This is a genomic window from Deinococcus koreensis (genome assembly GCF_002901445.1).
Lineage (GTDB): Bacteria > Deinococcota > Deinococci > Deinococcales > Deinococcaceae > Deinococcus > Deinococcus koreensis.
On sequence record NZ_PPPD01000001.1, the window covers coordinates 1,528,184 to 1,550,325 of the forward strand.

The window sequence follows — 22,142 nt, forward strand, 5'->3', positions numbered from 1 at the left end:
TTTGGCAGGACGCTCAAGATGGCGTGGATTCCTTAAAGATTCCCGGTCAGTTTCGCTGGCCGACCTCCGCCGGAACCCGGGCCAGCCTCGCCGGGCAGGCCAACCTGGACGGAGTCCTGAGTGAAGTGAGAGTCCCCCCACAGCCCACCGGCCCCCCTGCCTGTAAGGTCTGCACATGTCTGATACGCCCTCTCCTGCGTCCTATCTGCTGCGTGGCACGGCAGCGGGCAACACCCTAAGACTGATCGGCATGGACGCGACCCGGGTGGTCGAGGACGCCCGGCTGCGCCACGACCTGAGCAAGACCGCGACCGCCGCGCTGGGCCGCACCCTGACCGCCAGCGCCCTGCTGGCCGTCGTGCTGGGCAAGCGCAGCGACAGCCGCGTGACCGTGCGCGTCGAGGGCGGCGGCTCCATCGGCTGGATCGTGGCCGAGGGCAGCGCCGACGGGCAGATCCGCGGCTACGTGAGGCGCCCCCACGCCGACCTGCCCCTGCGCGAGTCCGACGGCAAGCTGGACGTGAGCGGCATCGTCGGCCGGGACGGGGAACTAGCGGTCACGCGGCTGCTCGACAACGGGGAGCCGTACACCGGCTCGATCCACCTCACCAGCGGCGAGATCGCCGAGGACATCAGCACCTACCTGGGAGTCTCCGAGCAGATACCCAACGCCGTGCTGCTGGGCGTGTACGAGGAAGGCGAGCGGGTCACGCACGCCGGCGGGCTGCTCGTGCAGGCCATGCCGGGCGCCAGCGACGAGACCCTGGCGCGGCTGGAGGCGAATGTCCGCGCCATCGGGCAGATCACGGATCGGCTGCGCCGGGGCGGCCTGATGCACGTCATGGAGCTGGCGACCGAGGGCCTGGGCCTGACCCTGGCCCCCGGCGCCCAGGCCGCCCGCTTCGAGTGCCGCTGCTCGCGCGAGCGGGCCAGCGACTCCCTGAAATTCTTCAGCCCCACCGAGCGCCAGGAGATGATCGACGACGGCGGCCAGGAGATCGTGTGCCACTGGTGCGGCGAGCACTACCAGATCACCCCGGAGGAGATCGCCGCCCTGGACGCCCCGGTCGAGCGGGCACGGGCGTAGGGGCCGGGCTGGGTGATGAGACGGGCTGGGTGATGAGGAAGGAGTGATGAGGCCAGCCCATCCCCTCCCTCATCACTCCTACCTCTTCACAGTTCCTCCAGCCACCTGTGTCCGGGCCGGGTGCGCTCCAGGGCGGCCCGCAACCAGTCCCGCGCCTCCCGGTTCAGGGTCGGCGCGGCCCTTGAGAAGTCCTGCTCGTCCTTGCCGCGCGGGTCGTGGCCGTCGGTGGAACCGGCTTTGAACAGCAGCACGATCTCGGGTGCCAGGTAGGGCAGGCCGTCCGGAGTGATCCGGCGGGCCTGCTCGAGCGGCGCGGTGAGGGCCGGGTCGCGCCGGTAGCGCCACAGGCCGCCGCTCAGGTCGCCCAGCATGAGGTCGAGCATCAGGACGTCGGGGAGTGCCGGGTGCCGGGCGTGGATCTGGTAGACGGGGGGCGCGAGCGGCACCGTGAACCCCTGGTACACCCCCCCCACCGACGCGTCCAGCCGCCACCCGGCCAGGAGACCCGGCAGCGCCCCCTGCGCCTCCCGGGGCACCGCCACGTCCAGATCGTCGTGGGGCCTAGCCACGTGACCCAGGTGCAGGTCGAGGGCCACACCGCCGGCGATCATCCAGGGGGCGTCCAGCGCGGCCAGGGCGCGGGCCACGAAACGGGCCGGGCTCAGGCCCACGGTGCGGGCATGGTGCGCCGTGGCCGGTGCCCGCAGCGCCTCGTCGGCGGCGGCTCTCCCCTGCCCGGCGAACACCCGACGGTACTCCCGCGCCGCCGCCGGGTCGGCCCGCAGCAGCGCCCGCAGCGCTCCCTGCGCGGCCCGCCAGCCGGAGCCGTGGTCGCACAGCACCAGCCGCCTGCCGCCGGGATGGAGCCAGCGGGACTCCAACTCCGACACGTAGCCCAGGCCGCTCAGCCCCTCCAGCTGGGTCGCAGTCGGCACTCCCGGCAGCAGGTCGAGGTGCAGCTCGGGCACGTCCAGATCGGCCAGGGCCGGCACACTGCCCGGCCCACCGGGCTGGACGTGGAACACGCCGTCCGGGCGGCCACGGTCGAGAAAGTCACCGAGGGCCCATTTCAGGGCGGTGACGGCAGAGGAGACGTCCACCCCCACAGCTATGCACAGCGGGCACGCGGGCGCATCGGCAAAGTGGCGCAGCGGGCAGGTGACACAGCGGGCAGGTGGCGCAGCGGGCCCTGGGCGGATCGCAACATTCCCTCAAGAGCCGGTGGGAGGGCGGGGAGCCGGGCCCGGCGATAATGCGGGCATGAGAGGCAAGGGCGTCGCCGTGATTCTGGTTCTGGTCGGCCTCGGGCTGGGGGCGACCCTGCTGCGCGATCAGGTGCCGCTGGGGGTCGCCCAGCAGGGCGCCCCGGCCAGCGCGAACCCCGTGGCCGCCGAGGCCGGCGCGCGGCTGCAGAACGAGCAGAACACCATCGACGTGGTGGCGCGCTACGAGCCGGGCCTGGTCTTTATTAGCACCGAGAACGAGGTGATGAGCCAAGACCCCTTCGCCATGATGTTCGGCGGCGGCGAGACGCAGGTGCAGCAGGGCGTCGGCAGCGGCTTTTTCGTGAACAGTGCCGGCGACATCCTGACCAATTACCACGTGGTCGCGGGCGAATCGGGCGCCGGGGCGGCGCAGAAGATCAGCGTGCGCCTGATGGGCCGCGAGCAGAGCGTGCCCGCCCGCGTGATCGGTCTGGCCCCGCAGTACGACCTCGCGCTGATCCGCCCGCAGGGGCTGGAGCCCAGCCTGATCCGCCCGATTCCGCTGGGCGACAGCGACGGCCTGAAGGTGGGCCAGAAGGCCATCGCCATGGGCGCCCCCTTCGGCCTGGATTTCAGCGTCACCGAGGGCATTGTGAGCAGCACCGCTCGCCAGATTCCCATCGGCTTCTCGGGCGGGGGCGGCGAGGGCATCACGCAGAAGGCCATCCAGACCGACGCCGCCATCAATCCCGGCAACTCCGGCGGGCCGCTGCTGGACTCCGGGGGCCGGGTCATCGGCATCAACACGCAGATCATCAGCCCCGGCGTGCAGGCGGGCGGCGTGGGGCAGAGTGCGGGCGTGGGCTTCGCCATTCCCATCAACGCCGCGAAGAACCTGCTGCCCCGGCTGCAGGCGGCGGCGGGCGGCGTGGTCAGCGCGCCGCGCATCGGGATCGTGCCCGGACTGGTGGCGCAGAGTGGCGCCCAGGGCGTTCCGGTAGGGCTGAGCATGCTCAGCAGCCAGGGCAAGCAGGAGCTGAAGTTGCCCGAGCGCGGGCTGGTGCTGCGCTCGGTGCAGCCCGGCTCGCCGGCCGCGCGGGCGGGCCTGCAGGGCGGCACCCGGATCCAGGAGTTCCGGGGCGGCGCGGTCAGTCTGGGCGGCGACGTGATCGTGGCCGCCGACGGCAAGCCGGTGGACGCCATCGAAGACCTGCAGGCCGCCCTGATCGACCGCAGGCAGGGCGACACCGTGACCCTGAAGCTCTGGCGGGCGGGCCGGGAGCGCGACGTGAAGGTGACCCTGGACGCCAGTTCGTTCCAGTAGATCCTCCGGACAGGGGCCTCCCTGGGCATACTGGGGGCATGAGTGACGCCCTGGCCCCCCGCGTCTGGTCGCGGCTCAGGCCGGAGGATCAGGCGTGGCTGGCGTCGCTGGCGACCCTCGCCGGCCCGCAGGCCCGCGTGGCGCTGGTCGGCGGCGCCGTGCGCGACGCCCTGCTGGGCCCCACCCCGCTCGATCTGGACGTGGTCGTGGAGGGCGCCGACGTGCAGGCGCTGGCCGGGGGAACCGGCCTCCCCGTCGTGTTCCATCCGGCCTTCCGCAACGCCACCGTGACCCTGCCCGGCGGCCGATCCGCCGACATCGTGCAGGCGCGGCGAGAGCACTACCCGGTGGCGGGCCGGAATCCGGTGCCGCAGCCCGGCACCCTGGAGGACGACCTGCAGCGGCGCGATTTCGGCGTGAACGCCATAGCGCTGCTCATCTCCCCCGGCGGGCCGGGTGAACTGCTGGACGTGACCGGCGGCCTGGACGACCTGGAGGTCCGGACGCTGCGCCCCCTGCACGCCGCCTCCCTGCGCGAGGACGCCAGCCGGCTGGTGCGCGGAGCCCGGCTCGCCGCCCGCCTGGGCCTGAGTGCCCACCCGGAGCTGCTGGAACAGGTGCCCGCCGCCGTGCGGATGGCCGACCGGACGCCCCGCCTGTGGGCCGAGCTGAAGCTGACGCTCGCAGAACCGCGCCCCGGAGCGGTGGCCCGGACGCTGCGCGAGTGGGGTGCGGGGTACCTGCTCCCCGAGGCGGCGCGGCTGGAGGCCCTGGACGCCGTTCAGGACGGCGGCCAGACGGTCTCCCCCACCGCCTACGCCGCCGCCCTGCTCTCGGCGGCCGACGATCCCGCCGGGCTGGCGGAGAGGCTGGAACTGGGCGAGCGGCCCGCCGCCTTGCTGGAGCGCGCCCTTTCGGACACCTTCTATCCGGAGGGCACGCCGGAACGCCTCCTGCGGGCCCTGCTGCGCCCGGACGCCTACGTGGGACTGACCGGCCGGGACGTGCTCGCGCTGGGCGTGCCGCCGGGCCGGGCGGTGGGCGAGGCCCTGGCGCACCTGGCCCAGCTCCGGCGGGCGGGAAGCCTGCACACGCCCGAGGATGAGCGGCGTGAGCTGGAATCGTATCTGGCAGGCAAAAGCCCATGCGGGCGGCCCGTAGAATGACGGCCATATGGGCCTCATCAACCTCCTGACCTCGAACCCCCTGGCGTTCGTCATCATTGCCGCCGCGCTGGTGCTGTCGCTGGCATTCCACGAGTTCGCCCACGCCTACACGGCCGACCGTCTGGGTGATCCCACGCCGCGCCGCTACGGCCGCGTGACCCTGAATCCCATCAAGCACCTCGACCCCTTCGGCACGCTGCTGCTGCTGCTGGCGGGCTTCGGCTTCGCCAAGCCGGTGCCGATCAACCCGAACAACCTGGGCCGCTGGGGCACGCTCTGGGTCTCGGCCGCCGGGCCGATCAGCAACCTGCTCATCGCCGTGCTCACGGCCGTATTGATGAAGATCTTCGCCGGCAACTTCCTGGCCATCCAGATTCTCGGCATCGTGCTGAGCATCAACGTGGTGCTGGCGGTGTTCAACCTGATCCCCATCCCGCTGCTGGACGGCAGCCGCATCCTGGGCGCGCTGGTGCCCTCGCTGGGCCGCAGCCTCGCGCAGTTCGAGGCCCAGCCCTTCTCGTTCCTGATCGTGATGGCCTTCATCTTTCTGGCCCGCGACCCGATCGGGGTCATCATCAACAACGTGCAGGGCTGGGTCGAACGCCTGATCGGGGTGTAGGCCGGCAGGAACGCGGGGCGGAGGCAAGCATCGCCTCCGCCCCCTTCGTTGGCTCCTCAGCGCAGGTTGAACATCATGGCGATGTGGGCGCCGGTGCCGCCCAGCACGAACAGGTGCCAGATCTCGTGGAAACCGAAGCCGTCTCTGGGATTCCAGCGTTTGGTGCCGTAGATGACGGCGCCCACCGAGTACAGCACCCCGCCCGCCGCCAGCCAGAAGATCGCGGCGGCGGGCAGGTTGCGCGCGAGCTGCGGCAGGAAGGCCAGGGCCAGCCAGCCCATGCCCACGTACAGTAGGGTGCTGACCCAGCGCGGCAGCCGCATGGTGATCAGCTTCAGCGCAATGCCGGTCAGCGCGATGCCCCAGATCACCCACAGCACCACGCCCTGCCACACCCCCTCCAGGCCGTAATACGCGACCGGGGTGTAGCTGCCGGCGATCAGCAGGAAGATCCCCGCGTGGTCGAGTTTGCGCAGCCACAGCAGGCCCCGTTCACTGACCCGGAAGGAGTGGTAGCTGGCGCTGGCCGCGTACAGGGCGACCATGCTCACGCTGAAGATGATGAAAGGCCACAGCGCCAGCCCCTTCCATTCCGCCCACCACAGCAGCGGTCCCAGCACCACCAGCGCGGCCAGGGCGCCGCCCCAGTGGGTCAGGGCATTCACCGGTTCGCGGGGGGCAGTCAGCAGACGCTTCACCCGTGCAGGGTACGCCCGACCGGCATGAAGCGGGTGGGCGGCGGCACAGTTCCCGGGGTTGGCTCAAGGTCGCCTCACGACGGATGCTGTCGCCCCGATCCACTGGTGGAAGCGCTTCGTCCGGCAGGCTTCGTGGACAGGTTCCAGCGCCCGGCCCGCTTCCTCTGGGGAGCCGACACAGTGCAGGGCGCCGGGGTGGACGCCTAGACTGGCTCTGACCACCGTGCCCACCTGAACGCCGAAGCGATCTGCGGATCAGGAGCCTATGCCCCCAGGCCCTCCCTTGCCCGAGGTGACTATGGACAGCGAGCGCGACAGCAGCCCTTCTCCGGACGCCCCCGCCCCCGAGCCCGGCCCCACGGCTGACGACCGCGCGCTGGGCATGCACCGCCCGATCGAGCGCCGCGATTTCCTGAACGGCCTGGCCTACACGGCCGCCGCCGTGGCGGCCCAGGGCCTGATGCCCTGGGGCCGCGCCCACGCGGGCGGCGCGGGCGGCCCCGCCGCCGGCCCCTACCCACCCGCCACCCAGGGCGCCGTGGTGGGCCAGACCGGCGCCGCGAGCGCCGTGATGCACGCCCTGCGCGACGGCACCCTGACGCCGGGCGCGGGCGTGAGCACCGGCGAGACCTTCGATCTGGTGGTGGTCGGGGCGGGTATCTCGGGCCTGAGCGCCGCGCACGAGTTCGGCCGCCTGAACCCCGGCGCCCGCGTGCTGATCCTCGACCCGCTGGAGGACATCGGCGGCCACGCCAGTCGCAACGAGTTCCGGGTGGGCGGCAAGATCCTGATCGGCTACGGAGGGTCGCAGTCGCTGCAGACGCCCAGCTATTTCAGTCCGGCCGTGAACGCCCTGCTGGGCAGCGTGGGCATCGAGCCCCGCAAGTTCGAGGGCTACTACGACGGCGAGTGGTTCGATCAACGGGGCCTGGGCTCCGGCGTGTACTTCGACCCGGCCGTGTGGGGCCGCGCCGCGACCGTGCTGGAGACAAAGGAGGTCGCCGACTGGGTGAGCCGGACGCCGCTGAATACCCGCGCCCGCCGCGAGCTGACCGAACTGATCGATGCGCCGCGCGACTACCTGCCGGGCCGCAGCGCCGCCCAGAAACGCGCCCTGCTGGCCGACACGACCTACCGCGACTTCCTGCTGAAGATCGCGCAGGTCGATCCGCAGATCGCGACCTTCTACCAGGACAGCACGCGTGAGTATTTCGGCAGCGGCATTGATCAGGTGGGCGCGCTGGACGCCTGGGCCAACGGCAACCCCGGTCTGGACGGCCTGGAACTGGGCGACGCCCCGGACCGGGCCATGAGCCCCAGCGGACGCCTGATCAAGACCGATCCCGACGAGTACATCTACCACTTCCCCGACGGCAACGCCTCGGTGGCCCGCGCGCTGGTGCGTTCGCTGGTGCCCCGGAGCCTGCCGGCCGGCGACATGCCCGCCCTGGTGCTGGGCCGGCTGGACTACGGGCAGCTGGACGCGAGCGGCCACCCGATCCGCATCCGGCTGGGCAGCAGCGCCGTGCGGGTGCGCCACCTGGGCGACCCGGCCACCGCCCGCTCGGTGGAGGTGACCTACGCGCGGGGCGGCGGCCTGCACACGGTGGTCGCCGGTCACGTCGTGCTGGCGTGCTGGCACCGCGTCATCCCCTACCTGACGCGCGAACTGCCGCCCGCGCAGGTCTCCGCCCTGCAGGATCAGGTGAAGGTGCCGCTGGTATACGCCAACGTGGTGATCCGCACCTGGCGCGCCTTCCAGAAGCTGGGGCTCTCGGACTTCCGGGCGCCGGGGCACTTCTGGATCGGCGCCGACATCGACTTCCCGGTCAGCATGGGGGCCTACCAGTTCGCGCGGACGCCGGACGACCCGGTGATCCTGCACCTGCGCCGCATTCCCGGGGGGCCGCTGGGGCAGGACGTCCGCATCCAGTTCAATGCCGGCCGCGCCGAACTCATGCGGCTGAGCTTCACGGACTACGAGCGGCAGACCCGGGCGCTGCTGGGCGGCGCGCTGGGGGCGGGCGGTTTCGACCCGGCGCGCGACATCGCCGCCATCACGGTCAACCGCTGGGCGCACGGCTACGCCTACGAGTACATGCGCCCCGCCGACCGCTTCTGGCCGGGCGGCCCGCTGCCGATCACGCTGGCCCGGCAGGGCTGGGGGCGCGTGGCCATCGCCAACTCGGACTCCGGGGCCTACGCCTACGCCCACAGCGCCATCGACCAGGGAGTACGCGCGGCGCGGGAACTGCTGGGCGTCACGGCTGGCCCCGCCTACGCAGACTTCCCGGGGCCGCCGCAGGACAAGCTGAAGTTCTTCGGCTCGTAGGTCAGGATCACTGGCTCACGGTATGAACCCCCAGCACCTCGCGCAGCCGCTCCAGGATCGCCCGGCGCACCCCCGGCGGCACCGGCACGTCGCGCCACTCGAAGGGCTCCCCGAAGGTGGGGTCGCGGAAGGTCATCCCGGCGACCTCCAGCGGGGACGGATACCGCGGGGTGACGTGCCAGTGGACATGCGGGTTGGGCCGCCCGTTCTCCAGCGGCGGATCGGGGTTCCGGGCGCGGTAGGCCCAGTTGCGCTGATAGGCCAGGTTGACCAGCGGGGCGCCGTAGGCGCGCTCCAGCCCCGGCTCCAATACCCGCAGCACGGCCTGAAAGTCGTGCGCCTCGTCATCGGTCAGGTCGGCCATGCGGGGCACATGGCGCCGCGCGACCAGCAGCACGCTGCCGGGTGAGCACTGCGAGGGGTGCAGCACGACCTTCCAGTGGTCGGTGGAGGCGACCGTCTCCGGGTCGTGCTCAGGCGGGGTGCAGCTAATGCAGACAGGATCCGGCTGGAAGGGGCCAGACAGAGCGGGGGCCCGGAACACCCCTCGCCCCTCAGCGGCCTCCATAATTCGGGGCTTCGCGCGTGATGGTGACGCCGTGCGGGTGGCTCTCGATCAGGCTGGCGCCGGTGATCCGCACGAACTGGGCGCTCTCCCGCAGGGTCGCCAGATCGGGGGCCCCGCAGTAGCCCATCGAGCTTTTCAGGCCGCCCACGAACTGGTAGATGACCTCGCCCGCCGTGCCCTTGTACGCCACGATGCCCTCGATACCCTCGGGCACGAACTTGCGGCTGCCGGCCTGGAAGTAGCGGTCGGCGCTGCCCTGATCCATGGCGCCCAGGGAGCCCATGCCGCGGTAGCTCTTGTAGCGCCGGCCGTCGCGCAGGATGGTCTCGCCAGGCGCCTCGTCGGTGCCGGCCAGCATGGAGCCCATCATGACCACGCCCGCGCCCGCCGCGATGGCCTTGGGCACGTCGCCGGTCTGCTTGATGCCGCCGTCGGCGATCACGGGAATGCCGGCCTCCAGCGCGGCCGCCGAGGCCTCGAAGATCGCGGTGATCTGCGGCACGCCCACCCCGGTCACGACGCGGGTGGTGCAGATACTCCCAGGGCCGATGCCCACCTTGACGGCGTCGGCGCCGGCCAGGATCAGGTCGCGGGCGCCCGCGCGGGTCGCCACGTTGCCGGCGATCACGTCCACGTCGAACGCCTCCTTGACCCGGCCCAGCGCGTTCAGGATGCCCTGCGAGTGGCCGTGCGCCGAGTCCAGCACCAGCACGTCCACCCCCGCCTGCACCAGCGCGCCGGCCCGATCCATCAGGTCGGCCCCCACGCCGATGGCGGCGGCCACGCGCAGGCGGCCCAGGGCGTCCTTGGCGGCGTTGGGGTACTTCACCCGCTTGGTCAGATCCTTGATGGTGATCAATCCGCGCAGGGTCTGGTCGGCGTCCGTGACGAGTAGCTTCTCGATGCGGTTTTGCTTGAAGATCTCGTGCGCCTCGTCCAGCGTGGTGCCCACCGGCACGGTGATCAGGTGCTCGCGGGTCATGACGTCCTCGATGCGCGCCGTGGGGTCGTCGATGAAGCGCATGTCGCGGTTGGTGATGATGCCCAGCAGCTTGCCGGCGGGATCGGTGATCGGCACGCCGCTGATCTTGTACTCGGCCATCAGGCGGTCGGCCTCGCCCACCGTGGCGTGGGGGGGCAGGGTGATCGGATCGACGATCATGCCGCTTTCACTGCGCTTGACCTTGCGGGCCATCTCGGCCTGCGCCTCGATGCTCATGTTCTTGTGAAGCACGCCGATGCCGCCCTCGCGGGCCATCGCCACCGCCATGCCGGTCTCGGTCACGGTGTCCATCGCCGCCGACACGAAGGGGATGTTCAGCCGCACGCGGCGCGTGAGCTGCGCCTCCACGTTGACCTCGTGCGGCAGCACCTGCGAGTGCCGGGGCTGCAGCAGCACGTCGTCGAAGGTGATGCCTTCCTGGCCGAACTTGTACGCGAAGCGGTCGTCCTGGTGGTCGGTGGTCGCGGGGGCAGACGTGACAGGCGCGCTCATAGGGGCGAGTCTAAGCCCTGCGCGAACCGGGCAAGGTGACCGTGTCCAGGCGTGGTGGGCAGGCGCGCGGGGAGGCGGATCGACCGGGGAGAGGCAGACGCTCCCACCCGTCACCGCTGAAGCCCGTCACCGCTGAAGATCGTCTGAAGGTCGGCACCCTCCAGGCTCCGTACACTTCCGGGCATGTCTGCATCCACGCCGCGTACCGTGCTGCTGCTGCACGCCTATCCCCTGTCCGGCGCGATGTGGGCGGCCCAGGAGGCGGCGCTGACCTCGGCGGGGCTGAGGGTCACGGCACCCCACCTGCCGGGCTTCGGTGGACGGGGCGGCGAGATCGGCAGCCTCGCCGACGCGGCCCGTGACCTGCTGGCCGAACTGCCCGAGGGGCCGCTGAGCGTGGTCGGCCTGAGCATGGGCGGGTATCTGGCGCTGGAACTGCTGACCCAGGCGCCGGAGCGCTTCGAGCGCGTGGTACTGGCCGACACGACGGCCCGCGCCGACGACGAGGCCAAACGGCGAGACCGGCGTTCCCAGGCTGGGCGCGTGCGGCTGGAGGGGCGCGGCTTTCTGATCGAGGCGGCCGAGAAGGAGCACCCCGCCGGAACCTTCCACCAGATCGTGCCCATGATCGAGGCGGCGTCCCTAGAGGGCGTCGCGGCGGCCCTGGAAGCGATGGCCGCGCGCCCCAAGCGGCTGGACACCCTGCGGGCCCTTCAGGCGCCCCTGCTGGTGCTGGTCGGCGAGGACGACAGGGTCACCCCGCCCGCGCTGGCCCGCGAGATGGCCGAAGCCGGACGCGGCGACCTGGTGATCCTGCCGGGGGCACAGCACCTCTCGAACCTCGACCAGCCGGCGGCGTTCACCCGGGCGCTGCTGGACTTCCTGGCCTGAACAGTGGCTGGGCAGAACACTGACTGACCCGGCGACTGGCCCCGGGGCAGCCCGCACCACGCGCTTGCAGGTTCTTCCGGGGTCATGGTAGATTCCTCTTCGCTCCTGGGGCCATAGCTCAGCTGGGAGAGCGCGTCGTTCGCAATGACGAGGTCAGCGGTTCGATCCCGCTTGGCTCCACCACACAGAAAAGCCCGCCCTCACCGGCGGGCTTCTGCTTTTGGCGGCGGCGCCCGGTGGCCGGCCCGCACATGGTCGGAACGTAATAGGCGTGGGTGGTTGGTGTCCCGGGTGGGTGACCTGACCTGGAGCCTGCCCTTCCAGCTCGTCCACCGGGCCGAGTTCATGCCCGCCGGCCATTCCCTGCCGCCGCTGGGATCGCACGAACCGCCGCTGGGCCCGCTGCTCAACCAGTGGACATGGCGCCAGGGCGTGCTGAGCATGGCAGGGGCCAGCGAGTTCACCTCCCTGAAGGTGTGCCACGCCCCGAAGTGAGGGCTGAGCGCACGGGCACGGGACGCGGATCCCGCCCGGCGCGGCCCGCGCCCCCAGTCACGCGCCAACCACGGCCCCGCCTGCACACTTCACCCACGGCGACTCCAGCGGCGCCGCCCCCACAAGGAGACCCGACCATGCGTACCCTGACTCCGCGCACCCTGACCGTGCCCCTGCTGCTCTCGCTGACCCTCGCCCTCGGCTCCTGCGGCGGCGCCAGCCCCGCCCAGGGCAACCCGCCCCCCGGCAGTGGGGGCACACCTGCGCCCGCCACCGCCTACACGATGTCGGGCACGGTTCGCAACAGTACGGGGCAGCCGGTCGCTGGCGCCCAGGTGTTCGCCGGGCACACCGCCTACTTCAACACCAACGCGCTGGCGACCACGGGCCCGGACGGCCGCTACCGGGTCAGCGTGCGCGAGCCCGCCGGGTCGTGGTACGCGGGCGGCACGGTGGAGGCGACGATGGACGGCCAGACGTACGTCTTCACCCTGCGCCCGGACTCCAGCGAGCCCTTCACCGGCGCGCAGGGCGCGGTGCGCAACTTGACCTGGCCGCTGACCGGCACGCGCCCCGACGGCGGCCGGTACGGCGCGCCCATCACCGTCTACGCCGACTTCTTCGATCCCGGCCTGCTGGACTGGCTCCCCGACATCGAACTGATCCTGACGCCCACGGGGCCGCGCATCGACGGCAGCCCGGGCGTGGGGGTGCGGGGCAAGGTCAAACAGACCCCTGACGGCCAGGAGGGCCTGGTGGACATTGCCCTGGGCCGCTACACGGTCTCGGCGCGCTACGCCCCTGCGGGCGGCGCGCCGCAGACCCTCCGGATCCGTCCGCGCAACGCGGGGGAGTTCGGCGCCAGCGTGGCCTCGCGCTTCGTGCAGCGCGGCTCCGGGCAGATCATGGAGGTCGAGGTCTCGCGGCAGTGAGCCTGGCGGCCGCTCAGCCCCGGCCGTACTCGGCGGCGTGGGTGGCGCTCAGGCCCTATCCTCGCGCGGCTCCGGCCAGGCCGCGCCCTCAGCGCCCGATGACGTCCGGGTACTCGGGCCGGGCCTGGATCGGGGCCAGCCTCCGCACGTCCAGCGGGAACCGGGTGACTTTGCCGCCGCGGGTCAGGGTGTAGGCCGGGGCCGGCGTGAAGCTCAGGGCGGCCCGGGTCTCGGGCAGATCGGCCAGCGCTGCCAGCGAGACGTAGGGCACGCTGGCGAACACGCTCAGGCTGAGGGTCACGGCCTGTGCGGACGTGGGCTGTGCGGACGTGGGCTGTGCCGAGTTGACCAGGGTGGCCGTCCGGACGGTGAGGGTGCGGATCGTGAGCCCCAGCGCAGCGGCGGCTTCACGCAGGGGCACGAACACCTGACCGTCCTGGACGCGGGCCTGCGTGGCGGCGGCCAGGGCCTGCTGCTCGGGCGTCAGGGTCGGCGCGGGGGCCGGTGCAGGAGCGGGGGCTGGCGTGGCCGGCGCAGAAGTGGACGGTGCAGGGACGGACGGCGCAGGCGGCTGCGACGCTCCCGGCGGGGTGGGCTGGGGAGCGGCCGGCGCCGCTGGCGCGCTGGGCCGGAGCTGCGCCAGCACGGCACTCGCGGCGGCCCGCCGAGCCTGGGTGAGCGCCTGGGTGTCCTGCGGGGTCAGGGCGCGGCCCCAGGCAGTCGGCCGGGCGTGGAAGGTCGTCCAGGGGCCGACCGCCAGCGGGCGCTGCTTCGTGATCACGTTCAGGCCCCCGCCCTCGGTCACGAAGTACAGGGTGCCCTGGTCGCTGACGCTGACGCCGAGGTCGATCTTCTTGCCGGTCGGGATCGTCCACAGCGGCTGGCCCACCTTGTTCAGCGCGTGGACGGTGCCCTTCAGGTCGGGAACCACGATCGTGCCGTCGCTGAGTTCGGCGGCCGGCGCGGCGATGGCGGCGCCGGCCGCGTACGTCCACTGCACCTGCCCGGCGGGCGTGATGGCGTAGAGCTTGCCGTCGTAGCTGCCCACCACGATCAGCCCGGCGGCGGTCACGATCGGGCTGGCGTTCACGAACAGGCCGGTGGGCACCGTCCAGAGCGGCTGGCCGGCCGGGCTCACCGCGTGCACCCGGCGGTCGCTGGAGCCGAAATAGATGGTGCCCTGGGCGTCCAGCGCCGGGCTGCTGAAGACCAGCGAGCCGGCCGCGTACGTCCATTTCAGCTTGCCGTCGGGGGTCAGGGCGTGCAGGCGGCTGTTCTGCGCGCCGAAGTAGATGGTGCCGTCCAGCGCGATGGCGGGCGAGCTGAACACGGGCGCCCCCACCTTGTACGTCCAGAGCGGTTTCCCGGCGGCGCTGACGGCGTGGATGGTGCCGCCCGCCGTGCCCACGATCACGCTGCCGTCGGGGCGCAGGGCCGGAGTGGCGAAGATGTCGCCGTCGAGCTTGAGCTTCCACTGCAGCTTGCCGGCCGGGTCGAGGGCGTACAGGGTGTCGTCGTAGGACGCCGCGATCACGCCGCCCTGGGGGGTGATGACCGGGTAGGCGCGGCCCAGGTCACCCACCGGAAAGACCCACTTCTCGCTGCCGCGGGCGTCCGTGCGGCGCACCTTGGCGTCCGAGCCGATGAACACCAGATCGCCCGAGTCGGTGACGCTGACCCCGGAAATGACGCGCAGTTCCTTGAACAGATCGATTTTCGGAGCCTGGAAGGCGGGGCCTGTGGGGCTGGCCTGGGCGCCCGGAGTGGCGGTGGTCTGGGCACTGGCCAGCGGGGGTACGGCCAGAGAAATCAGGAAGGTGAGGGGCAGAAAGAGGGTGTTCCTCATAAGAAGGTAAGCTCCTTTACATTCCCTTTACGCTACGGCGTATCCGGGGAACAGGTGATGGACGCCTGCCAGGGTACGGCCTAAGATGCGAACTGTTATGAAGAAGATTCTCATGCTGACCGCGTTCGCGCTGACCGGCCTTGCCGGCGCGCAGGACACCACTCCCGCCCCTGAAACCCCCACGACCGAGACGGCCCCGGCCACCACGGAAACGGCTCCGGCGACCACGGAAGCCGCCCCGGCCGCCCCCGCAGCCGCCCCCAGCACCATGAGCGCTGGCGAGAACTACTCCAAGGCGCAGGAATTCGCCGTGCAGGCCGACGTGGCCTACCCCGTGCCCTTCTACGACCGCACGCTCTGGAAGGCCGCTGTGGATCATTCCTACGCCGCCGCCTCGATGGAAGCGTCCAACCGCGACTACAACGCGTACCTCGCGCAGCTCTACACCAAGACCCAGTGGTGGATCAACGCCTACAACGCCTGGGACAAGCTGGGCGAGCTGAACGACACCGAGAAGACCTGGGCCTCCCTGAGCGCCGCCAAGCTGGCCTACCTGGCCCTGCAGCGCGGCGACAACGCGGCCGCCAAGACCTACGTGGACAAGGGCATGGGCTGGGCCGACAGCGCCAGCCTGCAGGCCATCATGAAGCGCCTGCAGTAAGCGTTCAGACGGACACTGGTTCCAGCTCCTGAACGCCAGCATCAACCCACCGAGAATCGAGTGGCCCGGACATGTCCGGGCCGCTTTTCGGTGTGTCCTGCCGTCTGCTGGAGGCCGCCTTCCTGTCAGGGTCTGAGATGAGAGCGGCGAGTAAGGCGCACTGTCGTCCTACACGATCAAAACAGCCTCCAGATCCGTTGAGCGTCAATCTCGTTTCACCCCAGAATTCAAGGGAGCGTGGCCCCAGGCGCACACCACCCCCGCCGCGCGTCCGGAAGGGATGAACGCCGCGTCAGCTGGCCTCAGCCGCCGGGCCGCGCGGGCGCCTACGCTGAGGGCATGAAACAACTGGGATGGAGTCTGCTGCTGGCGGGCCTGCTGGCCGGGTGCGCGCCGGCGGTCCTGCGGGCCCAGCCGGGTGCACAGCTCCGGGTCGAGACGCGGCTCGCCACCGCGCCCCTGAACACCGTCACGGGCGAACGGCTGTACCGCGAGCCGGGGCCGGGCGCCCTGCTGATCCAGACCGACCGTCCGGCCTTCGTGACCTCGCTGCTCGTGCCGGCGCAGGGCGGCGTCCGGGTGCTGCCCGCCGGGCCCGTGCGGAGCGGCGAGACGGTCTCGCTGCCCCTGCCCGGCGCGCTGGGCTTCACGCAGGTCTTCACCGTGGCCAGCCTCGCGCCGGTGGATCTCTCGGCGGCGCAGGGGGCCCGGACGCTGGACGCGGCCGCCCAGGCGGTGCAGGCCGCCACCCGCAGCCTGGGTGCCGGCGCCTACACGGTGTCCACCACCACCTACACGGTGGGCCGCTTCGGCTCGCTGGAGGTCACGGCCCCGCTGCCGGGCGCGGAGGTGCGCGTGAACGGCACCCTGGCGGGGCGCACGCCGCTGCTGCTGCCGGAGGTGCCGGTCGGCAGCGTGGTGGTCAGCGTGTCGCGCCCCGGGTTCACCGACTTCTCGCAGCGCGTGAACGTCCAGCCGGGCACGGTGAGCGCCGTCCGCGCCAGCCTGCGGCCCATCACGGGCACCCTGCAGGTCACCTCCGGGGTGCCGGCCCGCGTGATCGTGGACGGCCAGCCCGCGGGCCAGACCGGGCCGGACGGCCTGAGCCTGGCCCTGCGCCCCGGCACGGTGGGCGTGAACGTCGTGCCGCTGGACAGCGCCCTGAAGCCCCAGAACCTGCTGGTCAGGATCAGGGCCAGTCTGACCACGACCATCGACTGCGCGGTGGTCGCGGGCGACTACACCTGCCGTACCCCCTGAGCCCGGCCGCGCCCCCTGAACCCGGATCAGGCGCGGAGGCGGTGCTAGCCTCGGGCCATGACCGACGCTGGCCCGCTGCTCACGCCTGTGCTGGGCTCGCTGTACGCCCTGCAGGTGCCGATTCCCTACCCCATGAAGACCGTGACGGTGCTGCTGGACGTGCCGGCGCACGGCCCGGTCAGCATGGTCGATACCGCGCTGGACACACCGGAGGCCCAGGCGGCCATCGAGGACGGCCTGAGCGCACTGGGCCTGCACTGGAGCGACATCGAACAGGTCATCATCACGCACCACCACCCGGATCACTACGGGCTCGCCGGGGTGGTCGAGGAGCGCAGCGGCGCCGCCGTGCACATGCTGGACGTGGAGATCGGGCGCGGCGAGCGCTACTGGCACCTGTGGGAGGAGTGGCTGCCGGGGCACCTGAAGCATATGCGCGACCACGGGCTGCCCCAGGAGTCGCTGGCGAGCATGGGCGCCGACAACCGCCGGGGGCGCGACCGGGTGCATCCGGCCAGCCGCGTGCAGCCGCTGCGCGAGGGCCAGTACGTGAGCCTGACCGGCCGCGACTGGGAGGTGCTGTGGCTGCCCGGCCACGCCGACGGCCACCTGGGGCTGTGGAACGAGCAAGGCAGCGTGCTGATCGCCGGCGACGCCATCCTGCCGCGCATCAGCCCCAACGTGGGCCTGTACGCCTACACCCGCCCGGATCCGCTGGGCGACTACCTGCAGACCCTGGGCAAGCTGGAGGCCCTCAACCCCGCGCGGGCGGTGGTCGGGCACCACGGGCCGGTCATGGAGGGCGTGCAGGCGCGGGCGCGCGAACTGCGCGGGCACCACCACGAGCGGCTGGATTTCATCGCGGCGCAGGCCCGGCAGCAGCCCCGCAGCGCCTACGACCTGTCGCTGGCCATGTTCAACCGCGAGCTGAACATCAGCGGGCGCCGCTTCGCGCTGGCCGAGACGCTGGCCCACGCCGAGCACCTGAGGCTGCTGGGGCAGCTCTACCGCACCTGGGACGAGGGGCGCGGGGTCTGGATCTACCACGCCTGACCGGCCCCGGCTCCAATTTCCGCCCCGGCGGGGCTTTATACTCCCCGGCATGACGGCCTCGCAGACAGAGTTGCAGCGCATCGTCGCGGCGCTGCAGAACAGCGGTTTGACCGTCGAATCGGTAGAGGACGGAGCGCTGATCCAGCAGGGCGAGACCCGCGTGGCGCTGTTCGCCGAGCGGGATCATCAGGGCGGCGTGATCGTGCGCCTGCACCTGGATCTCGATCTGTACGTGGAAGAAGACAGCCTGCCCGACATCCTGATGGGCATCAACCTGCTCAACCAGGGCCTCGATTACGGCGCCCTGAACCTCGACCCGGTGGAGAGCGACGACGAGGATGAGGAGGACGAGCCCGCCACCTTCGCGGTGCTGGGCCGGGCCGTGCTGTGGCTGCCGGATCTGGGCCCCGGCGAACTGGAGCGCCTGCGCGAACACCTGGGGCGCTTCGAGGCCGAGATCACCGAGGCGGTCGAGCGCACCCTGCACGGCAGCAAGGGCATGAGCGCCTGAAGGGACAGCCCCCCATGGGCCGCCCCTCCCCTCAATCGCCTGACGCGACCTGAAACACAGCGGCCGGGACGCCCTTTTTTGCCTCCTCTGGGAGACCCGTCAAGGTGCGAAGCAGTAGGCAGGTCATGCCCGCCTGCATGCTGGACGATCGAGAGTCGACCTCTCGCCCAGCGGGCTCCACTCCCGGTGTGCATCAGGGGTTGAGAGGTACGGCCGCTGAGCGGTGCAGCCCCTCCTCAACGGTGCTCCTCCTCAACGGTACGGGGCGCCGCTCTCGGCGCCCGGCAGACCCGCCACCTCGGCGTGGGGCAGGCCGGGCCGGGCCGCATGACGGGACGCCGCCTTCTCGCCCGAGAGCTGCAGATCGGCCGCGTGCAGCAGGCCCTCGACGGTGCTGGGGCCACCCGGGCCCGCGCTGCCCTGATCCCCGTTGCAGGGCACACTGGACGCCACCCCCACATGGACGCTCAGGCCCAGAAAGGCCGGACACAGGGCGAGTTTCACCGCGCAGCGGGCCTGCTGCGCGGCCTGGGCGAGCGCCTCGGGTGAACAGGGCGTGATCAGCAGTGCGAACTCGTCGCCGCCCAGGCGGTAGACCGGGGGGCCGAAGGTCTGGCTCAGGATGCGGGCCACCGTCCGCAGCGCCTCGTCGCCGGCCGGGTGACCCTGCGCTGCGTTCACGGTCTTGAAGCCGCCCAGGTCGAGCAGCAACAGTCCCACCGGGCCCTGAGCCTCCGGCGCTGGGTCGGCGTCCAGCCCGGCGTCCGGCGACGCGGCCGCGCTCCTGAGCCGATCCTGCAGGTCGTCCTCCAGGGCGCGGCGGCTCAGCAGCCCGGTCAGGGCGTCGGTGCGGGCCAGGCGCTGCAGCGCCGCCAGGTGGCTGGCCCGCTGGCAGGCGGTGCTCAGGGTGCGGGACGCCGCTTCCAGCAGGGCCTGCTCGCGCGGTGTCCAGGGCTCGGCGCTGCCCGCGCGCACCACCATCAGCACGGCTTCGGACTCTGCGGCCACGAGGGGCAGGAAGGCCACGGACTGCACCTGCCGGACGAACTGCGGGTTGGCCGCCGGCTGGTCGGCGTAATTCTGGATGAACAGGCTGGCGCCGCTCTCGATGGCCGACCAGATCAGGCCCTCGCCGCGCGGCAGCGCGATGGTCTCAGGGAGCGCCGGCGAGGGGCGCAGGGCGTAGACCTGCCACATCACCTCGCTGCGGATACCGTCCTGATCCGCGCGCATGAGTGCGCCCCAGTCGAAGGCCACGGCCGAGGCCAGGGTGCTGAGCACGTCCCGGGTGATCCGCTCCACGCTGTGCGGCAGCGCCGAGAGCCGGGCGAGGGTCAGCAGGGTCTCGGCGTCGCCGAGCGCCTCGTTCAGCCCGCGGGTGTGATCCTGCAGCCGGTGCTCGAAACGGCTCTGCGCTTCCTGGGCCGCGGGCTGCGGCGAGCCCTGGGTCAGCACGCAGTCCAGGTCGAGGGTCAGGAAGGCCTGCACCGACTCGGGGTCGAAATGCCGCCCGGCCTGGGCCTGCAGCTCGGCGCGCGCCGCCTCGGCGCTCCAGGCCGCCTTGTAGGGCCGCACGCTGGTCAGGGCGTCGTAGACGTCGCACACGGCGAACAATCGGGCCAGCCGGGGAATGGTCTGGCCGCTCAGGCCGAAGGGGTAGCCGCCGCCGTCCCAGCGTTCGTGGTGGTGGCGGATCACGTCCAGCGCGCCCGCCGACAGGTGGGGTAGCCGGGCGGCCAGCGCGTGCCCCCGCGCCGCGTGCGACTGCATGACCGTCCATTCCTCGGGGGTCAGCTTGCCCGGCTTGAGCAGGATCTGGTCGGGCACCGCCAGCTTGCCCAGGTCGTGCAGGTAGGCGCCCTCGACCAGACTGTCCAGTTCCGCCGCCGAGAGCTGCAGGGCCTGACCCAGGGCGTGGGCCCACTTCACCACCCGCTCGGTGTGCCCGGCCGTCTCGAAATCGCGGGCCTCCAGCGCGGTGCCCAGACTGAGCAGCCCGCCCTCGAAGGTGGCGCGGATTTCCAGGGTGCGCTCCCGCACCTGCTCCTCCAGGCTCGCGTTGATCCGCTGCAGATCCAGCCGCAGGCCCTGCGCCTCGTGCCACGCCAGGGTCTGCCGGGCCGCCACCAGCAGCGTGACCAGCAGCATGGAGACCAGGGCGAGGGGCGCCAGCGCCGGGGCGTTCTCCAGGCACCAGACCAGGAACCCGGCCGACGTCAGGGCCGCGCCGTAGGGCAGCACGAACGAGAGGGCCGGCCCCGCCCGGCTCAGCCAGGACGCGGCGGGCGGTTCCGCGGCGCCGGCGCCCACCGGTACAGAACCCACCGGTACAGAACGCACTGGCACCGGCGTCTGGACAGCCACCGCGCACAGCACGGCCGCCAGCGGCCAGCACAGATCGACCAGATCGCCCGTCTGGTAGCGGTTCTGGCTGGTCAGCAGCGCGAAGATCAGGTCTCCGCAGGCGTAGCTGGCGACCGCCGCCCCCAGCCAGCGCAGGTAGGGCGGCGAGGGGCCGCGCAGGGCCATCTCCATGAGCAGCGTGAGCAGCAGCAGGTCGAGCAGGGGGTAGAGCCCGGCCAGTCCGCGGGCCAGCAGGGAACCGTCCGCCGCCAGGGCCGGCACCACCAGCAGCGCCCAGAACCAGCTGCCCACCGCCACCAGGAACACCAGCAGGTCGAGCCCCAGCGTCCAGGCCGCGACCCGGCTCAGGGCCGGGCGGGGAAAGCTGAAGATCGCCACGGCCAGGCAGGGCGCCACCAGCAGGTACCCCAGATCGGCCACCGAGGGAAAGGGAGGGGTGCGGGTCAGGAGTTCCAGCCCTGCCCAGCCCGCCGCGCCCCACACGTAGGCCAGCAGCCCGGCCACCACCCAGCGCCACCCGCGCCGCTCCGGCTGCGGCCGCCCGGGCAGCGCGCGGACGATCAGCCCGATGGCCGCCACGCACACCACGACCACCCACAGGTTGCCCAGCCAGGGCTGCCAGCCGGCCGGCCCCCAGCGGGTCAGCAGCCAGCTCAGGTGACCGGCGAACAGGGCCAGCACGACCAGCAGGGCACGGGAGCGGGGACGGGGGACGCTCGGACTTACGGTGGTGTTCAATTCGGGCCGTCCTCCATGAGTACTGCAGTCAGGTTCTCACATTGTGGCTGTCCGGCTTCTTACAAGTTGTAAGCGTCTTCTTGTTTGAGGGGCAGTTCATGAGACGCCTGGGTGAGGTCGATTGACTCACATTTCAGATCGTTTAAGGTGAAGCGGTTCCAATTAAAAGGATCTGGCGTGTGAAGTCTTCGACATTCGGCTGTGGCCAATCGGGTCGGCCTGGTCGCTCCCGCTCCGCACCCCCCGCGCCCGACAATCTTGTGAGCCGACTCCTAACGTCGGCTTCGGGGCCGGGAGTACCCTCGGGGCATCTGTCCCTCTGGCCGCCCCCGCGTCCGGTCGCCTGCCCGCCGATTCTGGGAACCACCGCTGGAAACACCGATTCTGGAAACGTCAGTTCTGGAAACACCGTGCCCGCTCATGGTTCACCGACCGCCCCCGTCCTGGGAGGAGCCCTATGCCGAACCGTCCGCGTCCGCAGCCACGTTCAGGTCTCGCGCACTTCACGATGCTCAGCCGGGGCCGGGTCTACGGCATCTTCCAGTCGCTCGAAGACGTCCAGCGCTGCGCCGCCCGCCTGCTGGAACTGGGCCTGGCCGATCAGGCCGTGCAGATCATCATGGGTGAGGACGGCGAATATGCCCTGGATGTCGACGGGCACCGCCACGGCGTCTGGGCACGCTTCCTGCGCCTGATGCAGGGCATGACCGACGAGCGCCCGCACATCGAACAGTACGTGCGCGCCCTGAGCTGCGGCGAGATCGTGCTGAGCGTGGACATGACCGGCTCGACCGGCGCCGTCGCGGCCGTCGCGGAGGCCTTCGCCATCGGCCGCGCCCGCTTCGTGAACTATTACGGCCCCTGGGTCGTGGAGCCGCTCAGGGCTTAGGGGAGGCG

At 71.6% G+C, this 22,142-nt stretch carries 19 protein-coding genes and 1 tRNA gene; 14 read left to right on the forward strand and 6 right to left on the reverse strand.

What is annotated here, in order from left to right:
* Nucleotides 1-175: 175 nt before the first annotated feature.
* Nucleotides 176-1,087: an Hsp33 family molecular chaperone HslO gene (hslO, locus tag CVO96_RS07285; RefSeq protein ID WP_103311654.1), complete on the forward strand. Its 912-nt coding sequence runs from the start codon at nt 176-178 to the stop codon at nt 1,085-1,087.
* An 86-nt stretch (nt 1,088-1,173) separates the two neighbouring features.
* Here the strand turns inward: hslO and CVO96_RS07290 are convergent, their stop codons facing one another.
* On the reverse strand, nt 1,174-2,187 hold the full coding sequence (locus tag CVO96_RS07290) for a nucleotidyltransferase domain-containing protein (protein WP_103311655.1): 1,014 nt from the start codon (nt 2,185-2,187) through the stop codon (nt 1,174-1,176).
* 160 nt (nt 2,188-2,347) lie between these two features.
* Here CVO96_RS07290 and CVO96_RS07295 point away from each other — a divergent pair, with 160 nt between their 5' ends.
* The 3 genes from CVO96_RS07295 to CVO96_RS07305 are packed head-to-tail and all read left to right on the forward strand — an operon-like array spanning nt 2,348 to nt 5,401.
* On the forward strand, nt 2,348-3,616 hold the full coding sequence (locus CVO96_RS07295; protein ID WP_103311656.1) for a S1C family serine protease: 1,269 nt from the start codon (nt 2,348-2,350) through the stop codon (nt 3,614-3,616).
* A 38-nt stretch (nt 3,617-3,654) separates the two neighbouring features.
* A complete protein-coding gene (locus CVO96_RS07300; protein ID WP_103311657.1) occupies nt 3,655-4,782 on the forward strand; it encodes a tRNA nucleotidyltransferase/poly(A) polymerase family protein in 1,128 nt (375 codons plus the stop codon).
* 7 nt (nt 4,783-4,789) lie between these two features.
* Complete coding sequence (locus CVO96_RS07305) at nt 4,790-5,401, forward strand: site-2 protease family protein (protein WP_103311658.1); 612 nt, start codon at nt 4,790-4,792, stop codon at nt 5,399-5,401.
* Nucleotides 5,402-5,457: 56 nt separating this feature from the next.
* Here CVO96_RS07305 and trhA read toward each other — a convergent pair whose 3' ends face one another.
* Nucleotides 5,458-6,099 carry a PAQR family membrane homeostasis protein TrhA gene (trhA, locus tag CVO96_RS07310; RefSeq protein WP_103311659.1) on the reverse strand — a complete coding sequence of 214 codons (642 nt, stop codon included), beginning with the start codon at nt 6,097-6,099 and terminating at the stop codon, nt 5,458-5,460.
* Between the two features lie 265 nt (nt 6,100-6,364).
* Between trhA and CVO96_RS07315 the strand changes: the two genes are divergently transcribed.
* A complete protein-coding gene (locus tag CVO96_RS07315; protein WP_207795284.1) occupies nt 6,365-8,431 on the forward strand; it encodes an NAD(P)-binding protein in 2,067 nt (688 codons plus the stop codon).
* Nucleotides 8,432-8,438: 7 nt separating this feature from the next.
* On the opposite strand, the gene CVO96_RS07320 is transcribed toward CVO96_RS07315, so the two are convergent.
* Nucleotides 8,439-8,975, reverse strand: coding sequence for an HIT family protein (locus CVO96_RS07320; RefSeq protein ID WP_165795230.1), 537 nt, complete (start codon nt 8,973-8,975; stop codon nt 8,439-8,441).
* 10 nt (nt 8,976-8,985) lie between these two features.
* Nucleotides 8,986-10,494, reverse strand: a complete 1,509-nt coding sequence (gene guaB / locus CVO96_RS07325; protein WP_103311661.1) for an IMP dehydrogenase — start codon at nt 10,492-10,494, stop codon at nt 8,986-8,988.
* 183 nt (nt 10,495-10,677) lie between these two features.
* Between guaB and CVO96_RS07330 the strand changes: the two genes are divergently transcribed.
* The 4 genes from CVO96_RS07330 (at nt 10,678) to CVO96_RS07345 (ending at nt 12,812) form a co-directional block, all read left to right on the forward strand.
* Complete coding sequence (locus CVO96_RS07330; RefSeq protein WP_103311662.1) at nt 10,678-11,385, forward strand: alpha/beta fold hydrolase; 708 nt, start codon at nt 10,678-10,680, stop codon at nt 11,383-11,385.
* Nucleotides 11,386-11,492: 107 nt separating this feature from the next.
* Nucleotides 11,493-11,568, forward strand: a tRNA-Ala gene (locus tag CVO96_RS07335).
* Between the two features lie 99 nt (nt 11,569-11,667).
* On the forward strand, nt 11,668-11,880 hold the full coding sequence (locus CVO96_RS20730) for a hypothetical protein (protein WP_207795285.1): 213 nt from the start codon (nt 11,668-11,670) through the stop codon (nt 11,878-11,880).
* A gap of 137 nt (nt 11,881-12,017) precedes the next feature.
* Nucleotides 12,018-12,812, forward strand: coding sequence for a carboxypeptidase-like regulatory domain-containing protein (locus CVO96_RS07345; RefSeq protein ID WP_103311664.1), 795 nt, complete (start codon nt 12,018-12,020; stop codon nt 12,810-12,812).
* Between the two features lie 88 nt (nt 12,813-12,900).
* Here the strand turns inward: CVO96_RS07345 and CVO96_RS07350 are convergent, their stop codons facing one another.
* Nucleotides 12,901-14,658 (reverse strand): outer membrane protein assembly factor BamB family protein, encoded by a 1,758-nt coding sequence (locus tag CVO96_RS07350; protein ID WP_103311665.1) that lies wholly within the window; start codon nt 14,656-14,658, stop codon nt 12,901-12,903.
* A 97-nt stretch (nt 14,659-14,755) separates the two neighbouring features.
* Between CVO96_RS07350 and CVO96_RS07355 the strand changes: the two genes are divergently transcribed.
* The 4 genes from CVO96_RS07355 to CVO96_RS07370 all read left to right on the forward strand — a co-directional run bounded on the left by CVO96_RS07355 (nt 14,756) and on the right by CVO96_RS07370 (nt 18,143).
* Entirely contained in the window at nt 14,756-15,319 is a 564-nt protein-coding gene (locus CVO96_RS07355; protein ID WP_243398207.1) for a hypothetical protein, read from the forward strand.
* 339 nt (nt 15,320-15,658) lie between these two features.
* Nucleotides 15,659-16,579, forward strand: a complete 921-nt coding sequence (locus CVO96_RS07360; RefSeq protein WP_103311666.1) for a PEGA domain-containing protein — start codon at nt 15,659-15,661, stop codon at nt 16,577-16,579.
* Nucleotides 16,580-16,636: 57 nt separating this feature from the next.
* On the forward strand, nt 16,637-17,632 hold the full coding sequence (locus CVO96_RS07365) for an MBL fold metallo-hydrolase (RefSeq protein WP_103311667.1): 996 nt from the start codon (nt 16,637-16,639) through the stop codon (nt 17,630-17,632).
* 49 nt (nt 17,633-17,681) lie between these two features.
* Nucleotides 17,682-18,143: a hypothetical protein gene (locus CVO96_RS07370; protein WP_103311668.1), complete on the forward strand. Its 462-nt coding sequence runs from the start codon at nt 17,682-17,684 to the stop codon at nt 18,141-18,143.
* A gap of 252 nt (nt 18,144-18,395) precedes the next feature.
* Here CVO96_RS07370 and CVO96_RS07375 read toward each other — a convergent pair whose 3' ends face one another.
* Nucleotides 18,396-21,245, reverse strand: a complete 2,850-nt coding sequence (locus CVO96_RS07375) for an HD domain-containing phosphohydrolase (protein WP_103311669.1) — start codon at nt 21,243-21,245, stop codon at nt 18,396-18,398.
* A gap of 457 nt (nt 21,246-21,702) precedes the next feature.
* On the opposite strand from CVO96_RS07375, the gene CVO96_RS07380 reads away from it, so the two are divergent.
* Nucleotides 21,703-22,134 (forward strand): hypothetical protein, encoded by a 432-nt coding sequence (locus CVO96_RS07380; RefSeq protein WP_133161761.1) that lies wholly within the window; start codon nt 21,703-21,705, stop codon nt 22,132-22,134.
* Nucleotides 22,135-22,142: the final 8 nt, after the last annotated feature.

Coding starts and splice junctions, on each gene's coding strand:
- CVO96_RS07305 (WP_103311658.1), top strand. CDS start 4,790: ATGGGCCTCATCAACCTCCTGACCTCGAACCCCCTGGCGTTCGTCATC.
- CVO96_RS07300 (WP_103311657.1), top strand. CDS start 3,655: ATGAGTGACGCCCTGGCCCCCCGCGTCTGGTCGCGGCTCAGGCCGGAG.
- CVO96_RS07370 (WP_103311668.1), top strand. CDS start 17,682: ATGACGGCCTCGCAGACAGAGTTGCAGCGCATCGTCGCGGCGCTGCAG.
- CVO96_RS07380 (WP_133161761.1), top strand. CDS start 21,703: ATGCCGAACCGTCCGCGTCCGCAGCCACGTTCAGGTCTCGCGCACTTC.
- CVO96_RS07295 (WP_103311656.1), top strand. CDS start 2,348: ATGAGAGGCAAGGGCGTCGCCGTGATTCTGGTTCTGGTCGGCCTCGGG.
- CVO96_RS07330 (WP_103311662.1), top strand. CDS start 10,678: ATGTCTGCATCCACGCCGCGTACCGTGCTGCTGCTGCACGCCTATCCC.
- CVO96_RS07350 (WP_103311665.1), bottom strand. CDS start 14,658: ATGAGGAACACCCTCTTTCTGCCCCTCACCTTCCTGATTTCTCTGGCC.
- hslO (WP_103311654.1), top strand. CDS start 176: ATGTCTGATACGCCCTCTCCTGCGTCCTATCTGCTGCGTGGCACGGCA.
- CVO96_RS07355 (WP_243398207.1), top strand. CDS start 14,756: ATGAAGAAGATTCTCATGCTGACCGCGTTCGCGCTGACCGGCCTTGCC.
- CVO96_RS07345 (WP_103311664.1), top strand. CDS start 12,018: ATGCGTACCCTGACTCCGCGCACCCTGACCGTGCCCCTGCTGCTCTCG.
- CVO96_RS07315 (WP_207795284.1), top strand. CDS start 6,365: ATGCCCCCAGGCCCTCCCTTGCCCGAGGTGACTATGGACAGCGAGCGC.
- CVO96_RS07365 (WP_103311667.1), top strand. CDS start 16,637: ATGACCGACGCTGGCCCGCTGCTCACGCCTGTGCTGGGCTCGCTGTAC.
- guaB (WP_103311661.1), bottom strand. CDS start 10,494: ATGAGCGCGCCTGTCACGTCTGCCCCCGCGACCACCGACCACCAGGAC.
- CVO96_RS07360 (WP_103311666.1), top strand. CDS start 15,659: ATGAAACAACTGGGATGGAGTCTGCTGCTGGCGGGCCTGCTGGCCGGG.